A 25,152-nucleotide genomic window follows, 5' to 3' on the forward strand; every position below is an offset into this window, starting at 1 on the left:
TAGAATAAGTCCTCCTTAAAATATATTGGTTTTTCCCAGTATATCAATTGGTGGAGGAAATAGCACTACGCCTTCTTTTGAAGCACTTACAAAATATTCCACTATATAATTCCCAAAATATTTCAATTTGAACAAAAAACGGAGATGCAACCTTGATGATTAAAAATCAAGGTTACATCTCCATTTTTCATCAACCAGGACAGGGCAAAGCCCGCCTCCGTCCCTCATCCACATCCTATCGTTTGGCCAGACAACTTACCCCAACCAACACACAGGCCCGTTCGCCACCACCACTACTTCTCCACCGTCTCCGTACTCTCCGGCCAGGTATACTCCTCCCCCTTCAACTCCGCCAGAAGACTCCTAAGCTTATATCCATAATTCCTCCCGGCGGCCCATCCGCCACCATAAGGATTCTCCTGGATCCCAAGCCACTCCACATAAGGCGCACTCTCACGGGAAACATACTGGAACCGATTATCCACACAAGCCTGGTTCAGCTCCTCCGAAGAAGCATAAGCCTTCAGATGCTGCACCTGCGCCCGGATCCCCGTCCTTACATCAGGAAAAGAATTACCGGCAACACCACCACCGGTAGTTCCCAGCCCCGAAAAATTAAACTGCCCCGCACTGGCATCCCCACCAAACTGAAGCCATCCGGTCTCAAGCATGGCCTGCTCAAAAACAACCTCTCCACGGACGCCCTCCGCATCCGCTTCCTCTATCACAATCGTGCAAAACGTATCAATATCCGGTGCACCACCATCCGTCAGGATGCCGGAAGGATACTCCACATTCTGCGCCTCATACTGCACTACCATATCCTCCGCATCCACTGTGGTACACCCCATGATCGTATAATATCCATAAGTATTATCTGTGGAATCATCCACAAAACCCTCTGTATCACTCTCTCCAGATGACTGAGGCTTCGAAATCTGCCCCTCCATAGAATGATCCGCTTCCTCTGCCAAAACACCTGCAGGCGTTCCGAACACCAGAACGCCTGCAAGTACCATCATCCGTAAACAAAAACTATTTCGGAATCTGTACATATATAAATGATCAATCCTTTATTACTGTTATTACTGCGCTTTTCTCATTGCAGCTTCAACCACATGACCTACAAGAACAGAAGTTGTAACACTTCCTACTCCGCCAGGAACCGGTGTGATCGCATCAACGATTGGCTCAACTGCCGCATAATCAACATCACCACAAAGCTTGCCCTCTGCATTGACATTGATACCAACATCGATAATAGTCTGTCCCTCTCTGACATAATCAGCGCCGACAACACCAGCACGACCAGCTGCTACGATGACAATATCCGCCTCTTTTGCAACAGACGGCATATCAACGGTTCTTGTATGGCAGATCGTTACTGTCGCATTTTTCTTAACAAGCATCATGGCAGCCGGTTTACCAACTACAAGACTTCTTCCGATAACAACCGCTTTTTTGCCTGTGCAGTCGATTCCATAGTGATCAAGGATCTCCATGCATGCCTGCGGTGTACATGGCGGGAATCCGATCTTCTTGCCTGTAAATACACCAGACATGGAAAGATCTGTCATACAGTCAACATCCTTCTCTGCTGCAAGTGCATTCTCGATCACTGCCTGATCCAGATGTTTTGGCAGCGGACGGAACAGAAGAACTCCGTGGATCTTGTCATCTTTGTTTACTTTATCGATGGTTGCAAGAAGCTCATCCTGGGAAACATCCTCCGGAAGAAGAATTTTCTCACATGCAACACCAAGAGTCTCACAGCGCTTTGTAGCACCTCTCTCATAGGAAATATCGCTTGGATTCTCACCAACACGGATAATGCAAAGTGTAGGATCTACACCTTTTGCCTGAAGCTCTGCAACGTTCGCTTTGATCTTTTCATTGAGAGCCGCTGTTACTTCTTTACCTAATAACTGCTTTGCCATTTGTCTGGTTCCTCCTATTTCAGTCTTCCGAGAACACTGTCAAATGTCTCGTCTGCGATCTTTGTATATTTCTCAAGCATAGCGTCTGCTTTTTTGTTTAATTTCTCTGCATACGCACGGTCAGCCATAGATTTTGTGTTAATGTACACATTCAGGCTTGCTCCCTTAAGAGCTGCTTTGCAGAATGCAGCACCTACACCAGCATCACTGATTGCAAGCTTAGAACCTTTTGCTCCGAACTCAACGATAAGTTCAATAGCCTCGCAGCATTTCTCCATGATCTCCATAGGAACAGAGCATGCTTCCTTGAGGGCAGCTTCCATTACTCGAGCCTTCTCAGCCTTCTCTTCTTCTGTCTCTCTCGGCATTCCGTAAGCCTTGGAAAGAGGCTCAAAAACTTCCGCATCTCTCTCGATCAGATGAAGGAAATCTTTCTGAAGCTGATCACATTTCTTTTTCAGCTCCCACATTTCATCTTCTACATCTGCATATTTTTTCTTACCGACAGTAAGGCTTCCAACCATGTTTCCAAGAGCTGTACCAACAGCAGCTACAAGGGCAGATGCACCGCCGCCGCCTGGAACCGGTGCCTTGGAGCTTAATACCTCGACAAATTCAGTACATGTACTGGTAGAAAATCCCATAGGACTCTCCTCCTTATATTCTTATTTTAGCACTCTTTAGAGCCCATTGAGGGCTTTATAAAAAGCCCCCTCCGGTTGTTTTTGATCTTATGTTCCGATTAGAAGAGACCTGTGATCTTACCTGTCTCATCTACATCGATCTTGGTTGCTGCCGGAACTTTCGGGAGACCTGGCATAGTCATGATCTCACCTGTCAGAGCAACGATGAATCCTGCACCTGCGGAAATCTTCAGGTTACGTACTGTTACCTCAAAGTCTGTCGGTGCACCAAGTTTTGTCTGATCATCAGTCAGACTGTACTGTGTCTTAGCAACACAGATCGGGCAGTTGCCAAATCCAAGTGCTTCCAGCTGTTTTGCCTGTTTCTGAGCATTTGCTGTAAGAACAACTTTCTTACCACCGTAAACTTTCTGTACGATGTTATTCAGTTTATCCTCGATGGATCCCTCAAGCTCATAAGCATATGTGAAGTCATTCGGCTCCTCAACAAGACGGATTACTTCCTCAGCAAGCTTCATGCCGCCTTCGCCGCCTTTTGCCCATACCTCGGAAAGTGCAACGTTAACGCCAAGCTCTTTACATTTTGCCTCAACCAGGTCAAGCTCTGCCTTGGTATCGGTCGGGAATGCATTGATAGCAACTACACATGGAAGTTTGTATACATTCTTGATATTGCTTACATGTTTCAGAAGGTTTGGAAGACCTTTCTCAAGAGCCTCAAGGTTCTCGTTGTTCAGATCTGCCTTCGGAACACCACCGTTGTATTTCAGTGCACGAACAGTAGCTACGATAACAACTGCGCTTGGATGAAGGCCTGCCATACGACACTTGATGTCAAGGAATTTCTCTGCACCAAGGTCAGCACCGAATCCAGCCTCTGTGATAGCATAATCTGCAAGTTTCATAGCCATCTTTGTAGCTGTTACGGAGTTACATCCATGAGCGATGTTTGCGAATGGTCCGCCGTGTACGATTGCAGGAACATGCTCCAGTGTCTGTACAAGGTTTGGTTTCAGGGCATCTTTCAGAAGTGCTGTCATAGCACCCTCTGCATGAAGATCACCAGCTGTTACCGGTTTCTGCTCGGAAACTTTACCATAGGTATATCCGATGATGATTCTGGAAAGTCTCTCTTTCAGGTCTTTGATGTCACTTGCGAGGCAAAGAACTGCCATGATCTCAGATGCAACTGTGATGTCGTATCCGTCTTCACGAGGCATACCGTTTGTTCTTCCGCCAAGACCATCTACTACATTACGAAGCTGACGGTCGTTCATGTCCACGCAACGTCTCCATGTGATCTTTCTCGGGTCAATGTTCAGGTCATTACCCTGGAAGATATGGTTGTCGATCATTGCTGCAAGAAGGTTGTTTGCCGCACCGATCGCATGGAAGTCACCGGTAAAGTGAAGGTTGATATCCTCCATCGGAACTACCTGTGCATAACCGCCGCCTGCTGCACCACCTTTTACACCGAATACCGGTCCGAGGGATGGCTCACGAAGAGCTACCATTACTTTTTTGCCCATTTTCTGCATTGCATCTGCAAGACCAACGGTTGTTGTTGTTTTTCCCTCTCCTGCAGGTGTCGGGTTGATAGCTGTTACGAGGATCAGCTTACCATCTTTCTTGTCACTCTCTTTTAACAGATTGTAATCAATTTTTGCTTTGTACTTACCGTACTGCTCCAGATATTTGTCATCAATACCTGCCTTCTCTGCAATCTGTGTGATTGGAAGCATTTCACACTCCTGTGCAATCTCGATGTCACTTTTAAATCCCATAATGTTACCTCCCTTTAGGTATTTTTACAGTTTTTAATCCCTTAAAACTGCATCTCTATAAAAACAGGTCCCATCCTGTTCTTAACTATTTTTCATTTTTAAAGACATTTCAGAAATGCCTTTAAAGACCCAATGATAACGTCTCCCATAACGGCCATATCCTCAGCCGCAAAGGAAACCGGAAAATTATCAGAAAACAAGATCTGTGAGGACGGCGGAAATTCATCATCCCCCTCCCAGAGGATCATCTGAACTACATATCCCGGAAAGATCTCCACCTGGTATGCAATATCTCCATGATCCACGGGAACCGCATGGATGTGTTCCATGATCTCCTTGAAATCCTTAAGTCTGTTTCCGTATGTGAAAGCCAGGCGTTTGATGCACCTGCCATCAAACTGACGGAGATAAACCTCTCCCCAGGGCATTTCCCTGTATGTTTTAAACCTTCCGCTTCCCTGAGATACATTCCCGTTCAGCAGAAAACGGATAGCAAGGATCTTTGCATAATGCATTTCCTCAAGAGGATAAAATCCCGCATCATCTTCCTCATGAGTTACCTGAAAATCCGGCCAGGAAATATAATAAACGCTTCCCAGGAATTTCAGAGTCAGTTCTTTCTTCTCTTCGTCATAAGGAAGCGAAAGACGTCCGGCAATTTCTACCGGGTCTGCCTTAGCGAACTCCTCTGTATAATGCTCCCAGGGCATTCTTTCTTTGCTGTCTTTTTCATAATTCAAGTCATTTATACTAAAAGCCATGTTTTACCTCTGCTGTTTTAGTCTGCTTTATCTCTTCTGCTGTTCTTCCATAACAGACGGAAACAGATTTGTGTCCGTATGCGGAATAAAGCATGCACCTACAAACTCATCCATATAGGTAGGAACTGTAGAAAGCTCCAGGTAAGTCATATTTGAAGCCAGTTCATAGGTTTTCTTCTCTGCTGATGTGGAATGAAGCATCAGATAAGCACCCGTCAGAGAAGAGTTCCCAATGTAATGGAACTTCTCAAGAGGGATATCCGGGAACATTCCGATATGCACTGCATTGGCCATATTGATTCCGCTTCCGATTCCACCGGCAACATATACGTCATCGATCATGGAAACATCGAAATCAAGAGAATTCAGCATAGTACGGATTGCAGAGAAAATAGCACCTTTGGCACGGATAAAATTATCAATATCTACTTCTGTGATCTCAACATCCTTGGCAGAACCGGCTTCCTCTTCAAACGCGATCACATAGCTTCCCATGCCATAATGATCGTGACGGATTCTTTTGCCCTCACGGACAAATTTTCCCTTCGGATTGATGATTCCTGTCATAAAAAGTTCACTGATCACATCAATGATACCGGAACCGCAAAGTCCTACCGGTTTGGTTCCAGGTTCACCTACAACCTTATATGTCGGCTCCATAGTTTCTTTATCAATGGTACATGCCTCAATAGCACCGTCTGTAGCACGCATACCGCAGCTGATATCTCCCCCCTCAAAGGCAGGACCTGCGGAACATGCACAGCTCATCATAAAATCGGAATTACCGAACACAAGCTCTCCGTTAGTACCAAGGTCAATAAACAGAGAAAATTCCGGCCTGTTCCAGATCATACTTACCAGTGTACCGGCAGTGATATCTCCACCTACATAGCTTCCGATATTCGGAGCCATGATAATATGTGCATCCGGATTGATCTCAATTCCCACATCCGATGCAAACAAGGAATTTGTTTTGAAAAACGTAGGAATATACGGTTCCATACGAAGCGGATCCGCATTGATCCCTGCAAACAGATGATTCATGGTTGTATTAGAAGCAACACACATCCGGTAGATCTGTTTCTCCGGGAAATGAATACTTCTGCACATCTCATGGATCATCGGGTTAATGGTCTCTTTTATCACCGCATCCTGAAGTTTCTTTTTTCCGCCAGGTTTCTGAGATTCGATGATACGGTTGATAACATCCGCACCAAAACGGATCTGTCCGTTTCCGGAAGAACTCTTGGCCAGGATCTCTCCTGTTTCCATATTGATCAGGACTGCCGAAACGGTTGTGGTACCGATATCTACAGCAAGACCACCGATCACAACATCTTTCTTACTGTCAAAAATATCATAAACATACATGTCATTTGGTGCTGTACGAACCACGCACTTCACAGAGAATTTACTCTCACGAAGTACATCCGGAAGCTTCTTAAGCACCGCATACGGAATTCTGACACGCTTCAGGTTCATAAACTTCTGAAGTGCACGGGTCAGTCTTTCATTATCCGGCATAGTATCATCCAGTGATGGAATATCCATCTGAAGTTCCACAACATCAAGACTGTTTGTAAGTTCTATGCCAGCCATCTCAACTTCATGCTTGGCATTTTCAAAAATAGCGATTTCTTCTTTTGAGCTCAAATCAGCCACTTTCATTCGGCTCTTATATGCGGATGCAATATCCGGAACAAGAACCTCCACATCTGCACTGATCTTGCTCATACAGGCCAGACGCCAGCCTGCGCCATATTCTTCATCCGAAATATGAAGAGTTTTCTTTGAGTCCAGTTCTCCGCCTTTTAACTGTACCCGACATTTTCCACAGGCTCCATTTCCGGAACATGGTGCATCGATAGCCACATTAGCGCCACGAGCAACCTCCAGCAAATTATCCCCCGCATTGGCAAATGCTTCTACCGTACTGCCATTTTCAAAAGCAAAAGTCACCTTAAACATTCGGCAACCACCTTTCTCGCCTCGTAAAAGTTATTCGTCTTCCACCTGTGGCGTTGGGAGTTAGACTAAACTATATTAGTAAAAAAGAGGCTGAAGGCCGAAGCCCCCAGCCTCTGAAACAGCGCTCCTGTTTTGTTCACACGCCAAATTAGATCTCAAGGTAAGAATCTGCGTAAAGTGTGTTACCCTTGAATACGTCACAGGATTTGATTGTCTCCATAAGACGAAGGTCGTTAGGGTTAACGATTGCAGATGTAAGACCATTCATCATAGCCATAGCTACAAGAGCAGAGTCCATGATCGGACGGATATGTTTTGGCATACCGTTACTGTTGTTGGAAAGACCGCCAGTGGAGTTCAGACCCATCTCGGAGAACATCTTGATTGCCTCAAGAACTTCCATCTGTTTGTCCTGCATTCCTTTTACAACAAGGAAAAGCGGATCAAACCAGAGATCCTCTGCTTCCATACCAAGACCAAGACCTCTCTCAAGCATGTTCTGGCAGTGCATCATACGCTCGTCATTGTCTGATGCAACCATACCGGAAGAGCAAAGTGCGATACAGATCGCATCGTTAGCTGCTGCAAGGTCGATATTGGAAATTCTGTCTCCAGCATCTGCAGAGTTTACGATCGGTTTACCTTTGCTTCTGTTGTATACGGAAATACCAGCCTCAATAGCTTTCTGATTTGTAGTATCCAGAGCAAGCGGAACATTGTCAAACTCAGACTGAAGGAGCTGTACTGCCCATTTCATAAGGTCCTCTCCATCGTTCTCAGCCGGTCCGATGTTTACATCAAGATATGTAGCGCCCGCATCAAGCTGCTGTTTTGCTCTTTTGATGATCGGCTCAGGATCTCTCTCAGTAAATGCTTTATTTACTGCCGGTGCTGTTGTTGAAAGTCTCTCCCCAATTGTTACAAATTTTGCCATACTCGTGTTCTCCTTTACATATTAGTAGGATATGGCTGTGCAGCAAACCTGCACAGCCGCTTATAACTGCCGGCGATATTGCCGGACAGCTGATTTCTTAAACCTTAAGTTTATGCATCAAGGTCTTTTAAGAATTTCACAAGCTGTACTGCTTCTCTTGGTCCTACGATGATCTCCCATCCAGGAAGCTTAGCCTCAAGATCGCCCTTAAGAACTGCTACTTTACCAGGAATAACCAGTCTTCTGCATTTAACCTTCGGCTCAACATTCTCTTTGATATACTCTGAGATGCTGTTTCCGGAGAATTTACCTGCTGCCCAGGATGTAAGTACGGAAAGTCCGCCTGCATCATTGATCACCAGGTTAAGCGGAACACCGGAACGCTCCAGCTCGCCAGATACTACGAAGTATGTAAGAGCAAAGTCTACTGTTGTTACAACGAGAGAATTCTCGTCTGCTCCGTTCAGAGGATAGATGCCCGGCTCTACCTTCATTGGCTTCTGCGGGTCTGTAAATACGTTCTGACGAAGTCCGAACAGCGGAAGTGCCTCTGCATATGTCATCTGCTCCATAACGATGATGGAACCATATTTCATAGTAAACATGGAAGCAAGTGCTGCCTGTAAATGTTTGTCACCCTTCGCAAGTTTAACAAGGTTAACGATGGAAGGATAACCAAATGTTCTGTCCTGATTCTTAAGAGCTGCACGACGAACCTGTACAGTGTTTGCAAAAGTCTCTTTGATGTCAGCTCCTGTTGTGTCAAGTACGAGATTCTTGTTTCCAAGTTTCTCGATAGCTGCTGTAGTATCATATAACTCGTTGATGTCCTTACCGGATACACCAAGAACTACGCCTGCATCTGTAGCAACTTTGCTCATTGCCTCATAGTTGGAAGCGTTTGCTCCGTTAAGAACCGGTTTGCCGTCCTTACATACTTCAAGGGCAGCTTTTGCGATTTCAGGATCTGTACAGCCAAGGATCAGTGTTCTTCCAAGGCCTTTCGCCTTCTCTACAAGTGCTGTGAATTTTGCAGCATCTGCATTCTCATCGCAGTTTACATATACAAGCTCTACATGCATTCTCTCACCGATACGGTCGTAATCAACCTGTGGGATCTCTGCAAGTTTAGCTTCTACTTCTTCATCACTCATGCATGTGCAAAGTGATACGGCATATCTTGTTTTGCTTACAAATGTCTTCTCATGTCTGAAAAGAACAGTCTCGCCACCAAGTGTAAACTCTCCATCGCCTGTTCCGATCTTGATAGTTTTCATTGGCGGTGCAGTTGCCTCAGAAAGAGATGCTAATGCATCCTCTGACATATGAGGACACTGCTCAATTTTCATAGCGCCCTGTGCAACTTTCATAGAGAAAGCCATACATGTAGGGCATCCACATTCCTTACAGTTTTTCTTTGGTGTTAATTTAAAGATCTGAATACCATTCAGTGCCATAGCTCTTTATCCTCCTATTTATTACGCAAGTGCTTTGATCAGCTTGGAAATTGTCTTGACAGATTCCGGATGTCTTAAGATAACTGCATCAGAACCAGCTGCAAGATCAGCTGCTGCTGTCTCAACTTCCATGTCGATTCCACGCTCGTCCTGTGATCCCCATGCCGGCATGTCTGCTTCAGAAGCCATTGCCTCTTTAACATTCCATGTCTCAGCGGATACAGGTGTAATAATAGGCATCTGCAGCATGTTATCATCCTGGCCTAAAGCGGCACCTTTGATACGGTCCATAGTAGATACTACGTACTCATATCCATAACCAACTGCTGCACTACCGATATTCATAACGATCTTCTTAGCATCTACACCAAGCTGTGTAGTAACAACGTTAAGCTGTTTAGCAAGGTTGATATCAACGGCAGACTCAGCGCCTACGATCTGATTGTAAGCAAGACCTGCTGCTGCACCAATCGCTTTGTAGTTCTCCTCTTTCTCGGAAAGGATCAGTGCATTTCTGCCCTGAAGAGCCTCTGCAACCTTCGGAAGGAGCTCTGCATCCTTCTCAACATTCTTGCAGCCCTCTACAACCAGCGGACAGTCAACTGCATCTGCAACTTCTTTAACAACTGCGATCAGCTCATCGATAGATTTGTTAACACCGTTCGGGTCACCGCCCTCAAGAATAAGTGCAACAAAGTCAGCACCCTCCATAGCTGCAGCTTTCTTAGCAATGTCAGCCATTGTAGTAGCGCCTTCATAGTAAGCTTTGATACCTTCAGATACGCCCTCAAGACCCATATCAGAGATCTCTACACCGATCTTCGGGCAGTTCTCTGACTCTGCGTCAAAGGAATAAAATGGGAATGTACAATCCCCACCAATTGTCACAGTCTTATCTCCGCTTCCGATTGTGACAGCATTAATCTTTGCATTGAACTTTTGTGGTTTCTGATTAAACGGCATTTTTCGTTAGCCTCCTTAAAAATAATAATTAAAAACTACAGAGCTTCTTATATTATACTACATAGCACCAGTTATTGGCAAGATGCAGCACTATATTTCTGTTAAAAAATCAACAAACTTTTTAACAGTTTACAGGAGAAAGGATGTCCGCACATCCTTTCTCCCGGATAAATTACATCATCGGATCAAGTCCGAGAGCCGGATGTCCTTTTTCTGTAAGGAATGCAACCAGTGTCTCCGGATCTTCTGCGATCGTCTCATCACCGATCATGTCTGTAAAGTTATCGATTCCGTAAAGCTCTTTTGCAGTCTTATTAAGTCTGTCAGCTACGAACTCTTTCAGTTCTTTCGGCATCCATACGATACGCTCGATACCGCCCTCAGCCTTCATGAACTTCTTGGAGGAAATGAAATGTTTACCATGTCCCATGAATCCAGGTGTCTGAACTCCACCACCTGTCATGGATGCCATCTCAGGGAATGTCATTCCAAGTGGTGTCATGCCTGCGTACTCACGGTTGGCAATAACAACACCGTTGGAGAATGGCTCGATACCACAGATACACTCGAAGCATCCGCAGGAAGTCATCGGATCCTGCATGATGGAGTACAGTGTAACGTGCTCCAGAGCACCCTGGGAAAGTTTCTGAACAGCCTCATCAACGTCCTCATAAGAACCAAGCTCTTCGTTGATCGGACGCTCTTTTGTGATTACCTGGCAAGGACCTGCCGGATCAAGCTGATGTGTAGCTTTTGCATCCAGCCATGAAACCGCACCACAAAGTCCAAGTCTCTCCGGTGTTACCACACATACGTGGGATGGGGAGAATGCCTGGCAGAGGATACAGCTGTAATATACATCAACAGACTCATCTGTAAGAGTATCAAGACGCTCATCACGTTTGTCAAAGATCGGAATAGCAACCTCATGACGAACTCTTGTACACTCAGCAGGATCTGTATAGATAACAACCTCACATTTATCTACAACTGCATCGAACTCATTCTTAACAGATGCGTAGAGAACCTCACCGATATGTTTGATCTTGAATCCAGCCTCAAAAGCTGTCTTGCTGATACGGATACGCTGCATATCACGCTGACCTGTATGATATACACCCTCGATACAGTTGATGTAGTTGTGGAATTTACGCTCGATAACCGGCTCAAAGTCTGGCTGCATGTTCTTTCCTGCAACTTTTACAACGTATGCAATGCTGTTCTTGCTGCCAAGTTCCATATCATCAACCTCAGGACCAACAACTGTGATCTTGTGGTCTTCGATCTCAGAAGCATCACATGTATGTACAAGCTCTGCACAGTCTACACGGGAACCATCGAACTCAACCTGCATGTCTTTACGACGGATGATCTCACCCTCGAATGCAGATGCGAAAGCAACCGGGATATCAATGTTTGTGATCTTGATCTTAATGTCACGTGCCTCAAGAGAAGTAGCGTTGAATTTGCTTACATCCTCCTGAACGATAAGGCTCTTCGGTACGCGGAAGATATTCTCTGTCTCGTTTGTGATAACCGGGAAGCCAAGTGCGATCGCACCTGCACCACAAGCTACGATCACGTCATCCAGAGGTTTGAATGCGTTAACGAATGCCGGTACACGATCCATTGTGTATTTCATAAGTGTTCCTGCATCTCCAGGTGTTACATTACCGAAGATCAGAGCTGCACGAAGTGCAACAGATACTACATGGATAACAGATGTAACGTCTTTTCCAAGCGGGATAACACGAACGTTTGCACCTGTGTTCATTCCAGCCTCAGCAACCTGATCGATGATTCCGCCAACCAGTGTTACCAGGATACCCTGTGCCTGATAGCTCTTTACAAGAGCAACGCCCTCTTCTGTAGTAGGAGCAGCACCAAGGATAACAGCAACGCCTGGGATATCGCCTGTTACAAGCGGTACACCGAGCTCACGGATAACAGCATCTGCAAGATGTCCGTAGCATGGCTCTTCATAAGGAGTTGCTCCGTCGATGTATTTCAGAACTTCGATGAACTCTGCACAAAGTGCTGTAGCAACACCGGACATGAATGCATCGTTCAGTCTTTTCTCTCTTGTCATAAGTGTTTTTACAACGCCAAGAGCTTCTTTTAATTCTTTTAATGTTGTAACTTTTGTTCCTGTTACAGCATAGTAGCAAGGAAGGCTGTAAGCGGTATTCGGGAAGCTGACAGCTTTGTCTTCGCCATACTGAGCGATCGCGCCGTCAATAGCACCCTCTGTTAAACCATATACAGCATCGTTTCCGCCGAATACTCTATCAAATAAAGTCACTGTAATACCTCCTATTTTTACAGAATTGAATTCTGATCAATTTTGTCTTTGATTTTTCTGATTTCAGCTGTTACAGTTTCACTGAAATCGTAGGGAGATTTTCCCTGACGATCAGCATCTATAACTTCTGTATTGTAGTGGATCATTCCAAGCAGATCTTCTGCCGGGATCTTACTCCGGATAAATTCCTCATCCTCCGGATTTCTTACCTTATTGGCCACGACCTTAACCTGAGAAACTCCCAGATCCTTTGCAAGACGTTTAACATTCTTATATGTCTGTACACTTCTTGCCCCTGGTTCGATCACTACAATAAATTCATCCATGCTCTCCGTGGTGCCCCGGCCCAGATGTTCCAGGCCGGCCTCCATATCCATGATCACCACATCATCTCTGTGGATCACAAGGTTATTGATCACTCTTTTAAGCATCACATGTTCAGGACAGACGCATCCGCCTCCACCTGTTTCCACAGTTCCAAGGACAAGCAGCTTTACGCCATTACAGGTTTTTCCATAAGTATCCGGAATATCGTCTACCTTTGGGTTCAGTTTATAAAACTGATTCTGGCTGTTGGCTCCGGTGCGTTCTTCTATGAGCTTACGCATTTTTGAGATTGGAACAATAGAATCCAAGGTTTCCTCGTCAAATCCAAGGGCAAGACCCAGGTTCGCATCCGGATCCACATCCGCCGCAAGGACTTTTTTTCCCTCATCTGCGTATAGTCTTGCAAGTGTTGCTGCGAAAGTTGTCTTTCCTACTCCGCCTTTACCGGTTACTGCTATTTTCATTTTACGTCTTCCACCTTTTATAACATTTTAAAGATCGCAACGGATTAGATTCCTAATGCTGTTCTCTTCTCTTCAATTCTCTCGATCATAAGATCAACTAATTTCTCGATGTCTGTCTCTACTGTGTAAGCAGCACCTGTCCATTTTCTTGTTCCCTCTGTAAGAAGCTCGCACATTTCTGAAGAACCGGAAACATATGGATCAACACCAAGGAATGTATCAATACCAGTACCAACTACGTAGTTACCGATGGATACAGCTTTTTCAGACATCCACTCAGGAGCACATCCTACTACAGGAAGCTGATTGATCTGAAGTCCTGAATCTTTTGCAAGTTCAGCAGCCAGGATCATCATACGGGAGATATCTACGCAGGATCCCATATGAAGTACTGGTGGGATATCAGCCAGCTCACAGACACGTTTCAGACCTGCACCGCAGAGATCTCTTGCGGATTTGTCCATCAGACCAGCTTTAGCAGCTGCCTGTGCGGAACATCCGGAAGCGATGATAATGATATCATTTGCGATACACTTCTTCATCAGTTCGATATGTGCATAGTCAGGACGGATCTTAGGATTGTTACATCCAACCATAGCGACAGCACCACGGATAACACCGGAAGTGATGCACTCAAGTAATGGTTTGGTTGTTCCTGTTACATCAACCTGAGAGTTTGTAACACCATCAAGAACTTTAACGATCGCTTCTACTGAATAACCAACAGTAGCTTTCTGTTTCAGCTGTGGGATATGTACAAGCTCAGGTTTTCTGTTCTTGAAGTTATCGATAGCCATCTTAACGATTGCTTTTGCATTTTCTCCTGCTGTCTCAGCGTTGAATCTGATAAATTCAGAATCCGGCATCTGAGCGATCGGAGAAGTTGTAACAAATTTAGTATGGAAGCATTTGCTCAGAGGTCCTAATGCAGGGAAAATACACTGAACATCAACTACGATCGCCTCGCAGGCCCCTGTCAGTACTACGTTCTCCTGCTGCAGGAAGTTACCAGCCATCGGAACACCACGGCGCATAGCTACCTCGTTAGAAGTACAGCACACACCGGAAACGGTGATTCCTTTTGCTCCTACAGATTTTGCATAATCGATCATTTCTTTGCTGTCTGCATACTCACAGATCATCTCAGAAAGACTCGGATCATGTCCGTGTACAACAATGTTTACGTTCTCTTCAACCATTACTCCAAGGTTAGCCTCTGTATCAAGTGGCTTCGGAGTTCCGAATAATACATCAGAGAACTCTGTTCCCATCATGGAACCGCCCCATCCATCAGCCATACCGCAGCGAATAGACTGTTTTACAAGTGCTTCCGGAAGAGAGGAACATCCCATATGAGTCATATGCAGGGAACTTGCAACCTCACGGTCGATAGCACGTGGTGCGATTTCGTTCTCGATCAGTTTTTCTTTCTGTCCTGCAGGCATTCTGTCAAGGAATCTCTGATATCCGAACGGTTTACCATATTCCATAAGACCGATCTCAGCCATCTCATGAGCCAGATCATAGATATCCTTGCCTTCTGTTTCCACGCCCCACTCTTTAGCGATGCGAAGCAGTTTCTCAGGATCTTTTACCTGATAATTTCCGCCCTCTTTTGCACAGTACAGTGTATGGCAGATCTCACGACCATGATCGGAGTGAGTAGCTGCACCACCGGCTGTAAATTTAAGGAAGTTTCTTCCTACGATACCATGAGCATCACATCCGCAGATTCCTCTTGGAGCCTTCGGTGTAATACGACACGGTCCCATTGCACAGATACGGCAGCAGATACCCTGCTCACCGAATTTACAGTGTGGAGTCTGGTTCTTTGCACGGATCTGCCATGCATCTGCTCCTACCTTTGCACCTGTCTCGAGAAGACGGGCTGTAGCGGCTTCAAATTCCTCCACTGTAGTTAATTTGAATTCACTCATTATAGACCTCCTTTAATAGCACATCTATTTTTATTTTTCTTTTTATAATAAGCCCAGGGCAGGAACCCATCCCCACCCATGGGTTATTCTCTTTTTTAAAAAAAGGTTTATATTCTATTATAAACCTAATTTATCGAAAATTTCAAAAGCTGCTTTTCTCATCGGATTATCCTCAGGAAGAGTAACGGTTGGTTTACCATCGCAGTCATATTCATAAACTGCCTCATCCTGTGGTACCACACCGATCAGATCGAGTCCCTGATTTCGGATCTCCTCAAGGATTCCTGGATTCAGTTCTGCTTTTGGCGCGCGGTTGATAATAAGACCCACCCTGGAAGGCTTCATATCACATTCCTTAATAAGTTCTGCGATCCTGCCAACTGCCTGAACGCCTCTTCTGGAGCAGTCACTTACAAGAATTGCTGTCTCCATGCTCGGAAGGATTCCTCTGCTGATATGTTCCATTCCGGCTTCGTTATCCACAACAATATACGGATAATTTTTCTGGTATTTGGCAAGCTGTGCCTGAAGCAGACCATTTACAAAGCAATAGCAGCCTTTTCCCTGGGTTCTTCCCATCACAAGAAGATCATAATCATCTTCCTCTGCAAGAGCATCCTCAAAACGTACCTCCGCATAATCTGCCTTGGACATTCCTTTGGGGATCGGGCTTTTCTCTGTCATCTCAGCATGTGCGATCTCCTCGCGGACATCGCCAAGAGTCGTATCTACTTCTACGCCAAGAACCTCATTCAGATTTGAATTGGCATCTGCATCTACAGCCAGTACAGGTCCTTTTTTCTTTTCGCAGAGATACTGGATCAGCATTCCGCATAATGTAGTTTTTCCAACGCCGCCTTTTCCGGCGACTGCAATAACATGTGCCATAAAACGGGCACCTCCTGATTTTTATATCTGTTATGCCGGCGCATAAGGGAGGTGCCTGATACTGTTCTGGCACCTCCGCATCGTGCCGGAATTCTTATTTATTTCGTTGATGGTTAGATAAGTGTACGAAGTCCGGATCTGTCAATGATCTCGGATACATCTTTCCATTTGTTTAATGCATAAAGATGGATACCGTCAACACCAAGAGCGCGATACTCATCGATCTGTCTGATGGTGTATTCGATTCCTTCTTCTTTGAATCGTTTAACCTTGTCCTCATAGAACATGTCAAATGGTTTACCATCAGTATCTTTAGCGTTAAACGGATTCGGGAACAGCCAGTTTCTGGAGATCAGCCTGCAAAGCTCACTGTCCATTACACAGCCGTTACGTGAAAGAGCCATATTAATGGTAGCTGCCTGATCCAGGATCGGCATTACACCAACATCTACAGGCATTGTCACTCCAGCCTCGCGGATAGCGTCCAGCCAGTATTTAAACTGTTCCATATCCCAGCAGAGCTGGGTCATGATATAATCAGCACCATTGTCCTGTTTCTGTCTCAAAACAGCAATATCAGCATCCAAGCTTCTGCATGCGATATGGCCTTCCGGTGAACCGGCTACTGCGATCTCGAACTTATCGCCAAATTCATCACGGACAAATTTAACAAGGTCTGTCGCATAATTGAAGTCTCCGCATGTTGTTGTCTCACCAAGTGGAATATCTCCGCGAAGTGCCAGCATATGATCAACGTCATCTGCCAGATACTGTTCCAACTGCTGTCTGATCCCCTCTTTTGTGTTCTTGATCACTGTGAAGTGTGTTACAGGAACAGTTCCCGCATTCCTGATCATCTGACATACTTCCCTGTTGGCACCGACATTTCCGCCACCGGCACCGTATGTACAGGAAATATACTCCGGTCTATACTTCATGAGATGTTCAATGGTTCCCGGCAGGTTTGCCATACCTTTTTCTGTCTTTGGCGGAAAAAGTTCAAAGGAAAGCAGCATTTTTTCTCTCATTGCTTCAGATAATTTCATTGATCATCCCTCCACGTATTTGTATCAGTCACACTGCAGTTTCACGATGCTGTTTGCAAGATCCACCATAAGGATACTGCCTTCTACCTCGCGCTCATCTCCCATGATATCTCGAAGGATCAATTTATTTCCGTCCACATCGATCCGGCTTACATTCTTAAAGATCACAGAATTATCTTCTTCCTTATATACTGTTGCAAGACACATAATCATTCCTCCAAATAAGTGGCATCATTTAACCACTATGCTGTCAAAACTATTCTGTCGGTTTTTATTTCAACTCTTCCTTAACAAGTGTAAGGGCAAGTCCAAGTCTCATATTGCCTTTCTGAAAATCTGCAACTGCCTCTTTGATCGTCTTCGCAGCTGCATCCATGTTAAGCTTCTTAAGATTGTCAGCCATCTGATCAAGTTCTGCGGCATGATGCTCGTTATGCTGCAGCATGTAGGTAAGAAGTGCTACAGTCTCATTCTTGCAGTCACCGTTCTCGCAGGAACCGCAGTGTCCATCACCGTGTGTATGACAATGGTTATCTCCTTCCGCATGGCTGTGTGTATGGCTGTGAGTCACACCGTCCTCATGGGTGTGCTCATGTGTATGTTCATGGCTGTCTGCATGTCCATGCTGAACAAGATTGCCATTCTCATCTTTGATTAAATGCATAAATACCCCTTTCCTGTATCCGCCGGGCGGACACTCTCATGACAAGAATTTATCAATTAAATTTATTATACATCTTTTCACTGTTATTATCAAGAAAATAATTATAAAATATAGCCAAAATTATATGCTGTTTTTCCTATTTTTCCAAAAACTTTGACAGTAAATTAACTCGATTGTTTCATTTTTAACGAAGTTAGTCTCTTCAAACCGCAACTTATTACCCAGTCTGCACGTCTGTCCAACTCTAAGCTTTATCACTTTTGTAATACAATTGATGTGATTCTTTCATATTTTTGTGCTATAATAGCTAAAGCATGGAAAGCAGAACATACAAGGAGGAATTATTTTGAAAGAAACTGTTTTTCTGAACAACGACAGAGAAATGCCTCTTCTGGGGCTTGGCGTATACAAGTTGCCCGATGACGTACAGGCCGAAGCAGCAGTCACTTCTGCTATTTCCGCCGGCTACCGCATGATCGATACCGCTTCTGTTTATAAAAATGAAGAAAGCGTTGGACGTGCCATTGCCAAATGCGGAGTTCCCAGAAAGGATCTTTTCATCACCAGCAAGATCTGGAACAATGCGCAGCGTCTCGGCGATGTCCAGGGAGCTTTTTCCCGTAGTCTCGACCGTCTGAAAGTCAGTTATGTAGATCTCTATCTGATACACTGGCCGGTTCCCGGCTGCTATTTGAGCACCTGGAAAGAGCTGGAATCCATTCTGGAATCTGGACGTGCTTTAAGTATCGGCGTCAGTAATTTTGATATCCGGCATCTGGAAGAGCTTCGTAAGATATCCGGGGTTATTCCTGCTGTAAACCAGATCGAGTGCCATCCTTTGTGTTACCCTGCTGAACTGATCGAATACTGCAAGGCTTTCGGTATTCAGGTACAGGCTTATGCTCCTCTGGCAAGAGGCGCATATTTTGATAATGATGTAATGTGTGTTCTGGGGACCAAATATGCCAGGACTCCTGCACAGATCGGGCTTCGCTGGGCAATACAGAAGGGAATTTCTGTCATTCCGAAATCCATCAACCCGGAACGAATCCGCAGCAATGGAAACATCTTTGACTTCAACATCGAGGATGAAGATATGGCGATCATCGATACACTGAACGAAGATCTGCATACTTCTCATGTTCCAGAAGATCTCCGTGATATTCAGTTTTAATTTCCATAATAATGCAAAAAAGATATCTGTCAGATCATAAGTGATCTTCTGGCAGATATCTTTTTATTTTTTCTTTTCAGTTGATACGGCGATCCTGTTATTCCCAGCTTAGCATTTCACATATCTGAAACCTAGAAATATTTAACTGATCCGCTCACGCATTTTCCCACGGGAGCATGGGCGTTTCCACTTTTTTATCACGCAGCATCAGGTCCATTACTGCTTCCGCTGCTGATTTTCCTTCAAACAGTACGCGGTTCACTTCCGTTATGATAGGCATCTCCACCTCATATTTCTCCGCAAGCTCTCTTGCAGCTCTTGCAGAATAAACACCTTCCACAACCATCTGCACTTCTTTCATAGCTTCTTCCATCGTATATCCCTGGCCGATCAGATATCCGGCCTTTCGATTACGGCTATGCTTACTTGCACAAGTCACGATCAGGTCGCCGATCCCGGACAGGCCGTAAAAGGTTTCCATCTGCGCCCCCATTTTTTTACCAAGTCTTCCTATTTCCGTGATTCCCCTGGTAATCAGTGCCGCCTTGGTATTATCTCCATATCCAAGACCGTCGGCAGTACCTGCTGCCAGTGCGATCACATTTTTCAGTGCTCCGCCAAGTTCCACCCCAAGGATATCCGGTGTTGTATACACGCGGAACACAGGGCTCATAAAAATGCTCTGAAGGTATTCCGCAGTTTCCTGTGTATGCGCGCTGATCACACAGGTTGTAGGAAGTCCGCGTCCTACTTCTTCCGCATGGCTTGGACCGGAAAGTACAGCTACATTACCCTGCGGGATTTCTTCTTCGATCACCTCGCTGAGTGTTTTCAGTGTCTTTTCCTCAATACCTTTAGCAACATTGACGATCTTCTGGTCCCTGCACACAAACGATGCCATCTTGTGTGCAGTACTCCGGATATACGGGGAAGCTACTGCCAGAACTGTTACATCCACATCCTTAAGCGCACGCTCCAGATCTGTCAGGACATCGATTTCATCCGGAAGCCGTACCCCCGGAAGCCTGTAAGGATTTTCTCTTTTTTCCCGGAGTTTTCGGGCATTCTCCGGTCTTGCTGACCAAAGAAGGACTTCATGGCCATTATTATGCAACAGGAGTGCCAGGGCTAATCCCCAGCTCCCCGAACCCAGTACGCTGATTTTTGCCATAAATCTTACCTCTTATTTTTTATTCTTACTGCTTAAAAACACCTTATTCTCTGTTCCATGAAACAGTCTTACAATGTTTGCCCTGTGTCTGTAGAACGCCATTGCTGTAAGAACTGCCATCACGATATAAAGCTCAACAGTATGCGCCTGATCCATCCCATATTTTCCCATATGTCCAAAAACCAGGACCAGGATAAAAGCCACCGCATATGCACTGAGAGAGCAAAGCGATACATAATGAGTTGTAAAGAACAGTGCAAAAAAGACAACTGCACATACAATAAATATCCGCCAGTCAAAAGCAATGATCATGCCTACAGAAGCAGCAATTCCCTTTCCACCGCGAAATTCCATAGAAATCGGAAAATTGTGGCCGAGGATACATCCCAATGCTGCATAAAGGGTAAGAAGCGGAAGGATACCATTCATAGAATTTCCATAAACCATTCTCACGATCACAATAGCCAGTACACACTTCAGGCAGTCTCCCAGCAGGGTGATCGCTCCCGCTTTCTTTCCAAAGGTCCGGAAGGCATTCGTAGTACCCGCATTCCCGCTGCCATGATCTCTGATATCTGTCTTGTGGACTTTTCCAATAATATAGCCTGTCTGAAAAAGCCCGCATACATAACCGATAACAAGACAAATAATACGTTCCATACTTTTATTCCTTTTCCCCGCGCTCGCGGATGATAAATTTCAGGGAAGTTCCAGAAAATCCAAAAGCATCCCTGATCTTGTTCTCCAGATATCTTACATAGGAAAAATGCATCAGTTCCTTGTCATTGACAAAGATAACAAATGTCGGCGGTTTTACCGCAACCTGTGTCATATAGAAGATCTTCAGTCTTCTTCCTCTGTCAGACGGCGGCTGCTGAAGAGCGACTGCCTCAGAAAGGATCTCATTAAGAACACCTGTCTGGATACGAAGTGTCTGATTTTCGATAACTGTATCGATATTTTCGAAAAGCTTCGGAAGTCTCTGACCTGTTTTTGCAGAGATAAAGATGATCTGTGCATATGGCATAAAGGAAAGGATCTGACGGATCTTTTCCGTATGCTTGTAGATGGTCTTGTCATTTTTCTCAATGGCATCCCATTTATTTACCGCTACGATGATACCCTTTCCTCTGTCATGAGCGATTCCCGCGATCTTAGCATCCTGCTCGGTAACGCCCTCGGAGGCATCGATCACAACTACAACCACATCTGCACGCTCTACAGCTGTCACAGTACGGATAACACTATAGCGCTCGATCTCTTCTTTTACCTTACCCTTGCGTCGAAGTCCTGCAGTATCGATAAAAATATAATCTTTTTTGTTCCAGGTAACCTTTGTGTCTATAGCATCACGTGTGGTTCCTGCAATATTGGATACGATCACACGCTCCTCTCCAAGAAGCTTGTTGATCAGAGAAGATTTTCCCACGTTCGGCTTTCCTACAATGGCGATCTTCGGAATATCATCCTGATCTTCCTCTTCACTCTTATCCGGGAACTCTTTGATCACCTCATCCAGCATATCTCCAAGGCCTTGTCTGTTGGCTGCGGAAATCGGGATCGGTTCTCCGATTCCAAGATTGTAAAACTCATATACGTCCATCATATATTTCTGGTGGCTGTCTACCTTGTTAACTACAAGACGTACCGGCTTGCCGCTGCGGCGGAGCATATCTGCCACCTTGGCATCGGAATCCACAAGACCCTGGCGGACATCTGTGATAAAAATGATTACGTCTGCCGTATCAATGGCGATCTGTGCCTGCTCTCTCATTCTGGAGAGGATGATATCGCTGCTGTCCGGCTCGATTCCGCCTGTATCGATCAGAGTAAATGTCCTGTCAAGCCATGTGACATCTGCATAAATCCTGTCACGGGTTACTCCTGGTGTATCCTTTACTATGGAAATATTGTCACCTGCCAGAGCATTAAACAGAGTGGATTTGCCTACATTAGGCCTTCCCACTATCGCTACTACTGGTTTGCTCATAAATCTGTCTCCTTCTTGTTTGTTTATGTTCCGGAGGGTAGATCACGGCTTCCACCAGATCACGTCCTCCTGTGTCTACGATTACAATTTCTGTGTTCAGTGCTTCCGAAAGCTCTTCCAGCGTCATGTCATCCAGAAAAATCTCCTCATCACCTTTCAGCATGCTGCATGGAATCAGAAGCTTCTCTCCAAGGTCAAGACCGGAAAGCTGCTCTTTCAGATCCTGCCCTGTGATCAAACCGGACACTGTGATCTTTTCACCGAAAAAACGATTCTCGATGGTTGTGACCGAAATCTGCACATTGGGATATTTCTTCTGAATCTCTTTTATATAGCGTGCGATAAAAGGCGCTGCCAGTTTTCCTGTGGCGATCCTGCCTGTCACCTTACGGTCATCACCGGAAAGCCCCTCCAGCGTTTCTTTTACTTCCGTTTCCAGAAGTCTGAGCATTCCCACGCCATTCTCAAGCTGCAGATATCCATCATATTCATCCTCACAGGGAAGCTCCCTGTCTGCCAGAATATACCATTCGTCTGAAGCATGGATAAAATGGATCCCGTATTTCTCCATCATGATCTTCTGCCAGCGTTCGATCTGCCCCAGGACTTTTTCTGCATCTTCCTTATTAAAAGGCTCCAGAGGATAGAGACCTTTTCTGTATTTGGTAAGTCCTACCGGTACAACAGAAACGCTCTGAAGGACCGGCGCATAAGCGGAAAGCTTTTCAAGGCTGTATTCCAGCTCGTCTCCGTCATTGACACCCTTACACAGTACGATCTGTCCATTCATGGTGATTCCTGCATTGTACAGCATATCCACCTTATCCAGAGCCTTTCCTGCAAAACGGTTATGCAGCATTTTACACCTGAGTTCCGGATTCATTGCCTGGAACGAAATGTTGATCGGTTCCAGATGATAGCGGATCACACGCTCAATATCCTTCTCACTCATATTGGTAAGCGTAACATAATTTCCCTGAAGAAAGGAAAGCCTGGAATCATCATCCTTAAAATACAGCGTCTCACGCATACCCGGCGGCATCTGGTCAATAAAACAGAACATACACTTATTTGAACAGGAGCGATAGTCATCCATCAGTCCTCCGTTCTCAAATTCTATTCCAAGGTCTTCCTCATATTCCTTCTCTACCTCCAGCTCCCACTCTTCGCCATCAGGCTTCTCTACCAGAAGCACCACGAGCTCTTCATTCATGAGATACCGGTAATCGAAGACATCTTCCACAGGCTGTCCGTTTACAGACACAAGTCTGTCTCCCGGCTCCAGCCCCAGCTCCTCGGCAATACTGTCGGGCAGCACCCTGGAAATCATATGTTTTCTTAATTTCATCATTATCTCCCTTTTCTATCCCGTATATAATAACAACTTTGCTCTTAAAAATCAAACGGTAATTTTGTCTGCCTCCGTCACATGTCATTATTTCACGGAAACGCCCATTTTACAAGGCTTTTCGCTCCATCTGTGTTTATCACTTGTTATCCGCATCGGGGTAAAAATAAGGGTATGAGCCAGAATTTAGGGTAAAAAACGGGGTATATTTTCAAAGAAAACGCCCTGTATTTCTACAAGACGTTTTTACATTATAGCATATTCTGTTGTGTATTCGGCATTTTTTATGCTTTCCGGGATTTAAGCTTCAATGCAGCATGCTTATCTCTCGCATTATCTTTTCTTAATTCAGAGTAAATATTCAGCGTTGTGCTGGCATCCCCGTGCCCCATAATAGATTGGATATACTTTACATCATCCATACTATTTTCACCTGTAACATTTTCACAAAGCCAGCAACAGAAAGAATGCCGGAAAGTATGCGGTGTTACATTTTGAATAGTTTCTGTGTTTTGTTTATTGTATTCTTTAATGATTCGCTGAAGCACATGCTCCATAGTAACCTGAGCAATTAAATTTCCTTTACTGTTTGTAAAAATGAACGGCCTAGTATCTTTTACAGTTAATTCTGGTTTTCCGATCATGGAAATCTTTGACCACCCGGACTCCTGTTTTAATTCCGTTAGAACCTCTTTTACATCTCCCAGCATTGGAATTTCGCGGTTTCCGCTAATTGTTTTAGGACGTCCAATAATAAACTGATAATGTCCGTCTTTCTTAATATATGTAATTTTATGGTTAATACTGATTATCTCTCGTGAAAAATCCAGATCATACCAAGTCAGACCTAATAACTCCCCAATTCTGCAACCAGTCCATGCAAGAACATAAAAAAATGGGTAATAGCAATCAAATTTAGGTGTTGTTTTAATGAATTCCAAAAGGTCTGCCTGTTGCTGTGCCTCCAGAGAATGCTTTTTTCTCTGTAAAATTCCATTCTTTCGCTTTATGTTTCCTATACATCCCGCAGCAGGATTGTTTCTGATAAGATTACGTTTAACTGCTAATGTAAATGCTGCGTTTAATACTTTATTTATCAGTTCCAATGTTCCGATCTGAATCGGCCGTTCTCTGTTATTCAATGTATCACTATAAAATCGTTCTACTGTATCTGCCGTTACCTTGTTAACTTTCTTTTTCCCTATGCTACTTTTTATATGAACTTTATAAGCACATTTTACATTATTTAACGTTGACGGCTCCCAGTATGGTTCCTGCTCCTTTATATATTCATCAATAAGCCTAAGTCATGAACCACCAGTTCAACTGGTGGTTTGATTATGCCCCTATAAGGGGCCTATGCCTGCAACGCCTGAAAGGCGGATGCCTCAAG

The 25,152-nt window shown here is 44.7% G+C and carries 22 protein-coding genes and 1 pseudogene; 1 reads left to right on the top strand and 22 read right to left on the bottom strand.

From position 1 onward, the window contains the following. Nucleotides 1-293: 293 nt before the first annotated feature. The 16 genes from ACTNDQ_RS13325 to ACTNDQ_RS13400 form a co-directional block, all read right to left on the bottom strand. On the bottom strand, nt 294-1,022 hold the full coding sequence (locus ACTNDQ_RS13325) for a glucosaminidase domain-containing protein (RefSeq protein WP_441064824.1): 729 nt from the start codon (nt 1,020-1,022) through the stop codon (nt 294-296). 63 nt (nt 1,023-1,085) lie between these two features. Then, entirely contained in the window at nt 1,086-1,937 is an 852-nt protein-coding gene (locus tag ACTNDQ_RS13330; RefSeq protein WP_015525289.1) for a bifunctional 5,10-methylenetetrahydrofolate dehydrogenase/5,10-methenyltetrahydrofolate cyclohydrolase, read from the bottom strand. A 14-nt stretch (nt 1,938-1,951) separates the two neighbouring features. Next, nucleotides 1,952-2,581 carry a cyclodeaminase/cyclohydrolase family protein gene (locus tag ACTNDQ_RS13335; RefSeq protein WP_279199838.1) on the bottom strand — a complete coding sequence of 210 codons (630 nt, stop codon included), beginning with the start codon at nt 2,579-2,581 and terminating at the stop codon, nt 1,952-1,954. Between the two features lie 98 nt (nt 2,582-2,679). After that, nucleotides 2,680-4,365, bottom strand: a complete 1,686-nt coding sequence (locus tag ACTNDQ_RS13340) for a formate--tetrahydrofolate ligase (protein ID WP_015525292.1) — start codon at nt 4,363-4,365, stop codon at nt 2,680-2,682. 98 nt (nt 4,366-4,463) lie between these two features. Beyond that, a complete protein-coding gene (locus ACTNDQ_RS13345; protein ID WP_441064827.1) occupies nt 4,464-5,126 on the bottom strand; it encodes a DUF3786 domain-containing protein in 663 nt (220 codons plus the stop codon). Nucleotides 5,127-5,153: 27 nt separating this feature from the next. After that, entirely contained in the window at nt 5,154-7,094 is a 1,941-nt protein-coding gene (gene acsV, locus ACTNDQ_RS13350; protein ID WP_279199842.1) for a corrinoid activation/regeneration protein AcsV, read from the bottom strand. A 148-nt stretch (nt 7,095-7,242) separates the two neighbouring features. Continuing rightward, complete coding sequence (acsE, locus tag ACTNDQ_RS13355; RefSeq protein WP_015525295.1) at nt 7,243-8,028, bottom strand: carbon monoxide dehydrogenase/acetyl-CoA synthase methytransferase subunit; 786 nt, start codon at nt 8,026-8,028, stop codon at nt 7,243-7,245. A 110-nt stretch (nt 8,029-8,138) separates the two neighbouring features. Next, entirely contained in the window at nt 8,139-9,485 is a 1,347-nt protein-coding gene (gene acsC, locus ACTNDQ_RS13360) for an acetyl-CoA decarbonylase/synthase complex subunit gamma (protein WP_118071626.1), read from the bottom strand. Between the two features lie 21 nt (nt 9,486-9,506). Beyond that, on the bottom strand, nt 9,507-10,448 hold the full coding sequence (acsD, locus tag ACTNDQ_RS13365; protein WP_441064830.1) for an acetyl-CoA decarbonylase/synthase complex subunit delta: 942 nt from the start codon (nt 10,446-10,448) through the stop codon (nt 9,507-9,509). A 172-nt stretch (nt 10,449-10,620) separates the two neighbouring features. Next, the gene (gene acsB, locus ACTNDQ_RS13370; protein WP_118170314.1) at nt 10,621-12,750 is read right to left on the bottom strand and encodes an acetyl-CoA decarbonylase/synthase complex subunit alpha/beta; all 2,130 of its coding nucleotides are present in this window, start codon (nt 12,748-12,750) and stop codon (nt 10,621-10,623) included. A gap of 17 nt (nt 12,751-12,767) precedes the next feature. Continuing rightward, nucleotides 12,768-13,541 (bottom strand): nucleotide-binding protein, encoded by a 774-nt coding sequence (locus ACTNDQ_RS13375; protein WP_015525298.1) that lies wholly within the window; start codon nt 13,539-13,541, stop codon nt 12,768-12,770. A 44-nt stretch (nt 13,542-13,585) separates the two neighbouring features. Further along, nucleotides 13,586-15,478, bottom strand: a complete 1,893-nt coding sequence (gene cooS, locus ACTNDQ_RS13380) for an anaerobic carbon-monoxide dehydrogenase catalytic subunit (protein ID WP_278795773.1) — start codon at nt 15,476-15,478, stop codon at nt 13,586-13,588. A 117-nt stretch (nt 15,479-15,595) separates the two neighbouring features. Beyond that, entirely contained in the window at nt 15,596-16,366 is a 771-nt protein-coding gene (locus ACTNDQ_RS13385) for a nucleotide-binding protein (RefSeq protein ID WP_044960447.1), read from the bottom strand. A gap of 113 nt (nt 16,367-16,479) precedes the next feature. Further along, nucleotides 16,480-17,412: a methylenetetrahydrofolate reductase gene (locus tag ACTNDQ_RS13390; RefSeq protein WP_441064834.1), complete on the bottom strand. Its 933-nt coding sequence runs from the start codon at nt 17,410-17,412 to the stop codon at nt 16,480-16,482. A gap of 24 nt (nt 17,413-17,436) precedes the next feature. After that, nucleotides 17,437-17,619: a CooT family nickel-binding protein gene (locus ACTNDQ_RS13395; protein WP_118369144.1), complete on the bottom strand. Its 183-nt coding sequence runs from the start codon at nt 17,617-17,619 to the stop codon at nt 17,437-17,439. Nucleotides 17,620-17,683: 64 nt separating this feature from the next. Then, a complete protein-coding gene (locus ACTNDQ_RS13400) occupies nt 17,684-18,076 on the bottom strand; it encodes a hypothetical protein (protein ID WP_021650179.1) in 393 nt (130 codons plus the stop codon). A gap of 346 nt (nt 18,077-18,422) precedes the next feature. On the opposite strand from ACTNDQ_RS13400, the gene ACTNDQ_RS13405 reads away from it, so the two are divergent. Continuing rightward, nucleotides 18,423-19,250: an aldo/keto reductase gene (locus ACTNDQ_RS13405; protein ID WP_022426672.1), complete on the top strand. Its 828-nt coding sequence runs from the start codon at nt 18,423-18,425 to the stop codon at nt 19,248-19,250. 154 nt (nt 19,251-19,404) lie between these two features. Here the strand turns inward: ACTNDQ_RS13405 and ACTNDQ_RS13410 are convergent, their stop codons facing one another. The 6 genes and pseudogenes from ACTNDQ_RS13410 to ACTNDQ_RS13435 form a co-directional block, all read right to left on the bottom strand. Next, entirely contained in the window at nt 19,405-20,421 is a 1,017-nt protein-coding gene (locus tag ACTNDQ_RS13410; protein WP_441064837.1) for an NAD(P)H-dependent glycerol-3-phosphate dehydrogenase, read from the bottom strand. 12 nt (nt 20,422-20,433) lie between these two features. After that, nucleotides 20,434-21,081 carry a glycerol-3-phosphate 1-O-acyltransferase PlsY gene (gene plsY, locus ACTNDQ_RS13415; protein WP_015525308.1) on the bottom strand — a complete coding sequence of 216 codons (648 nt, stop codon included), beginning with the start codon at nt 21,079-21,081 and terminating at the stop codon, nt 20,434-20,436. A 4-nt stretch (nt 21,082-21,085) separates the two neighbouring features. After that, the gene (gene der / locus ACTNDQ_RS13420; RefSeq protein WP_015525309.1) at nt 21,086-22,411 is read right to left on the bottom strand and encodes a ribosome biogenesis GTPase Der; all 1,326 of its coding nucleotides are present in this window, start codon (nt 22,409-22,411) and stop codon (nt 21,086-21,088) included. Then, entirely contained in the window at nt 22,374-23,759 is a 1,386-nt protein-coding gene (locus ACTNDQ_RS13425) for a DUF512 domain-containing protein (RefSeq protein WP_278795769.1), read from the bottom strand. The genes der and ACTNDQ_RS13425 overlap by 38 nt, the downstream gene beginning before the upstream one ends. Before the next feature lie 284 nt (nt 23,760-24,043). Next, nucleotides 24,044-24,865, bottom strand: coding sequence for a site-specific integrase (locus ACTNDQ_RS13430; RefSeq protein ID WP_441064840.1), 822 nt, complete (start codon nt 24,863-24,865; stop codon nt 24,044-24,046). Between the two features lie 51 nt (nt 24,866-24,916). Continuing rightward, nucleotides 24,917-25,057 (bottom strand): annotated as a pseudogene (locus ACTNDQ_RS13435) (hypothetical protein); the annotation flags it as partial. Between the last annotated feature and the right edge of the window lie 95 nt (nt 25,058-25,152).

Source organism: Blautia massiliensis (ex Liu et al. 2021) (assembly GCF_052064225.1).
GTDB classification, from domain to species: domain Bacteria; phylum Bacillota; class Clostridia; order Lachnospirales; family Lachnospiraceae; genus Blautia_A; species Blautia_A fusiformis.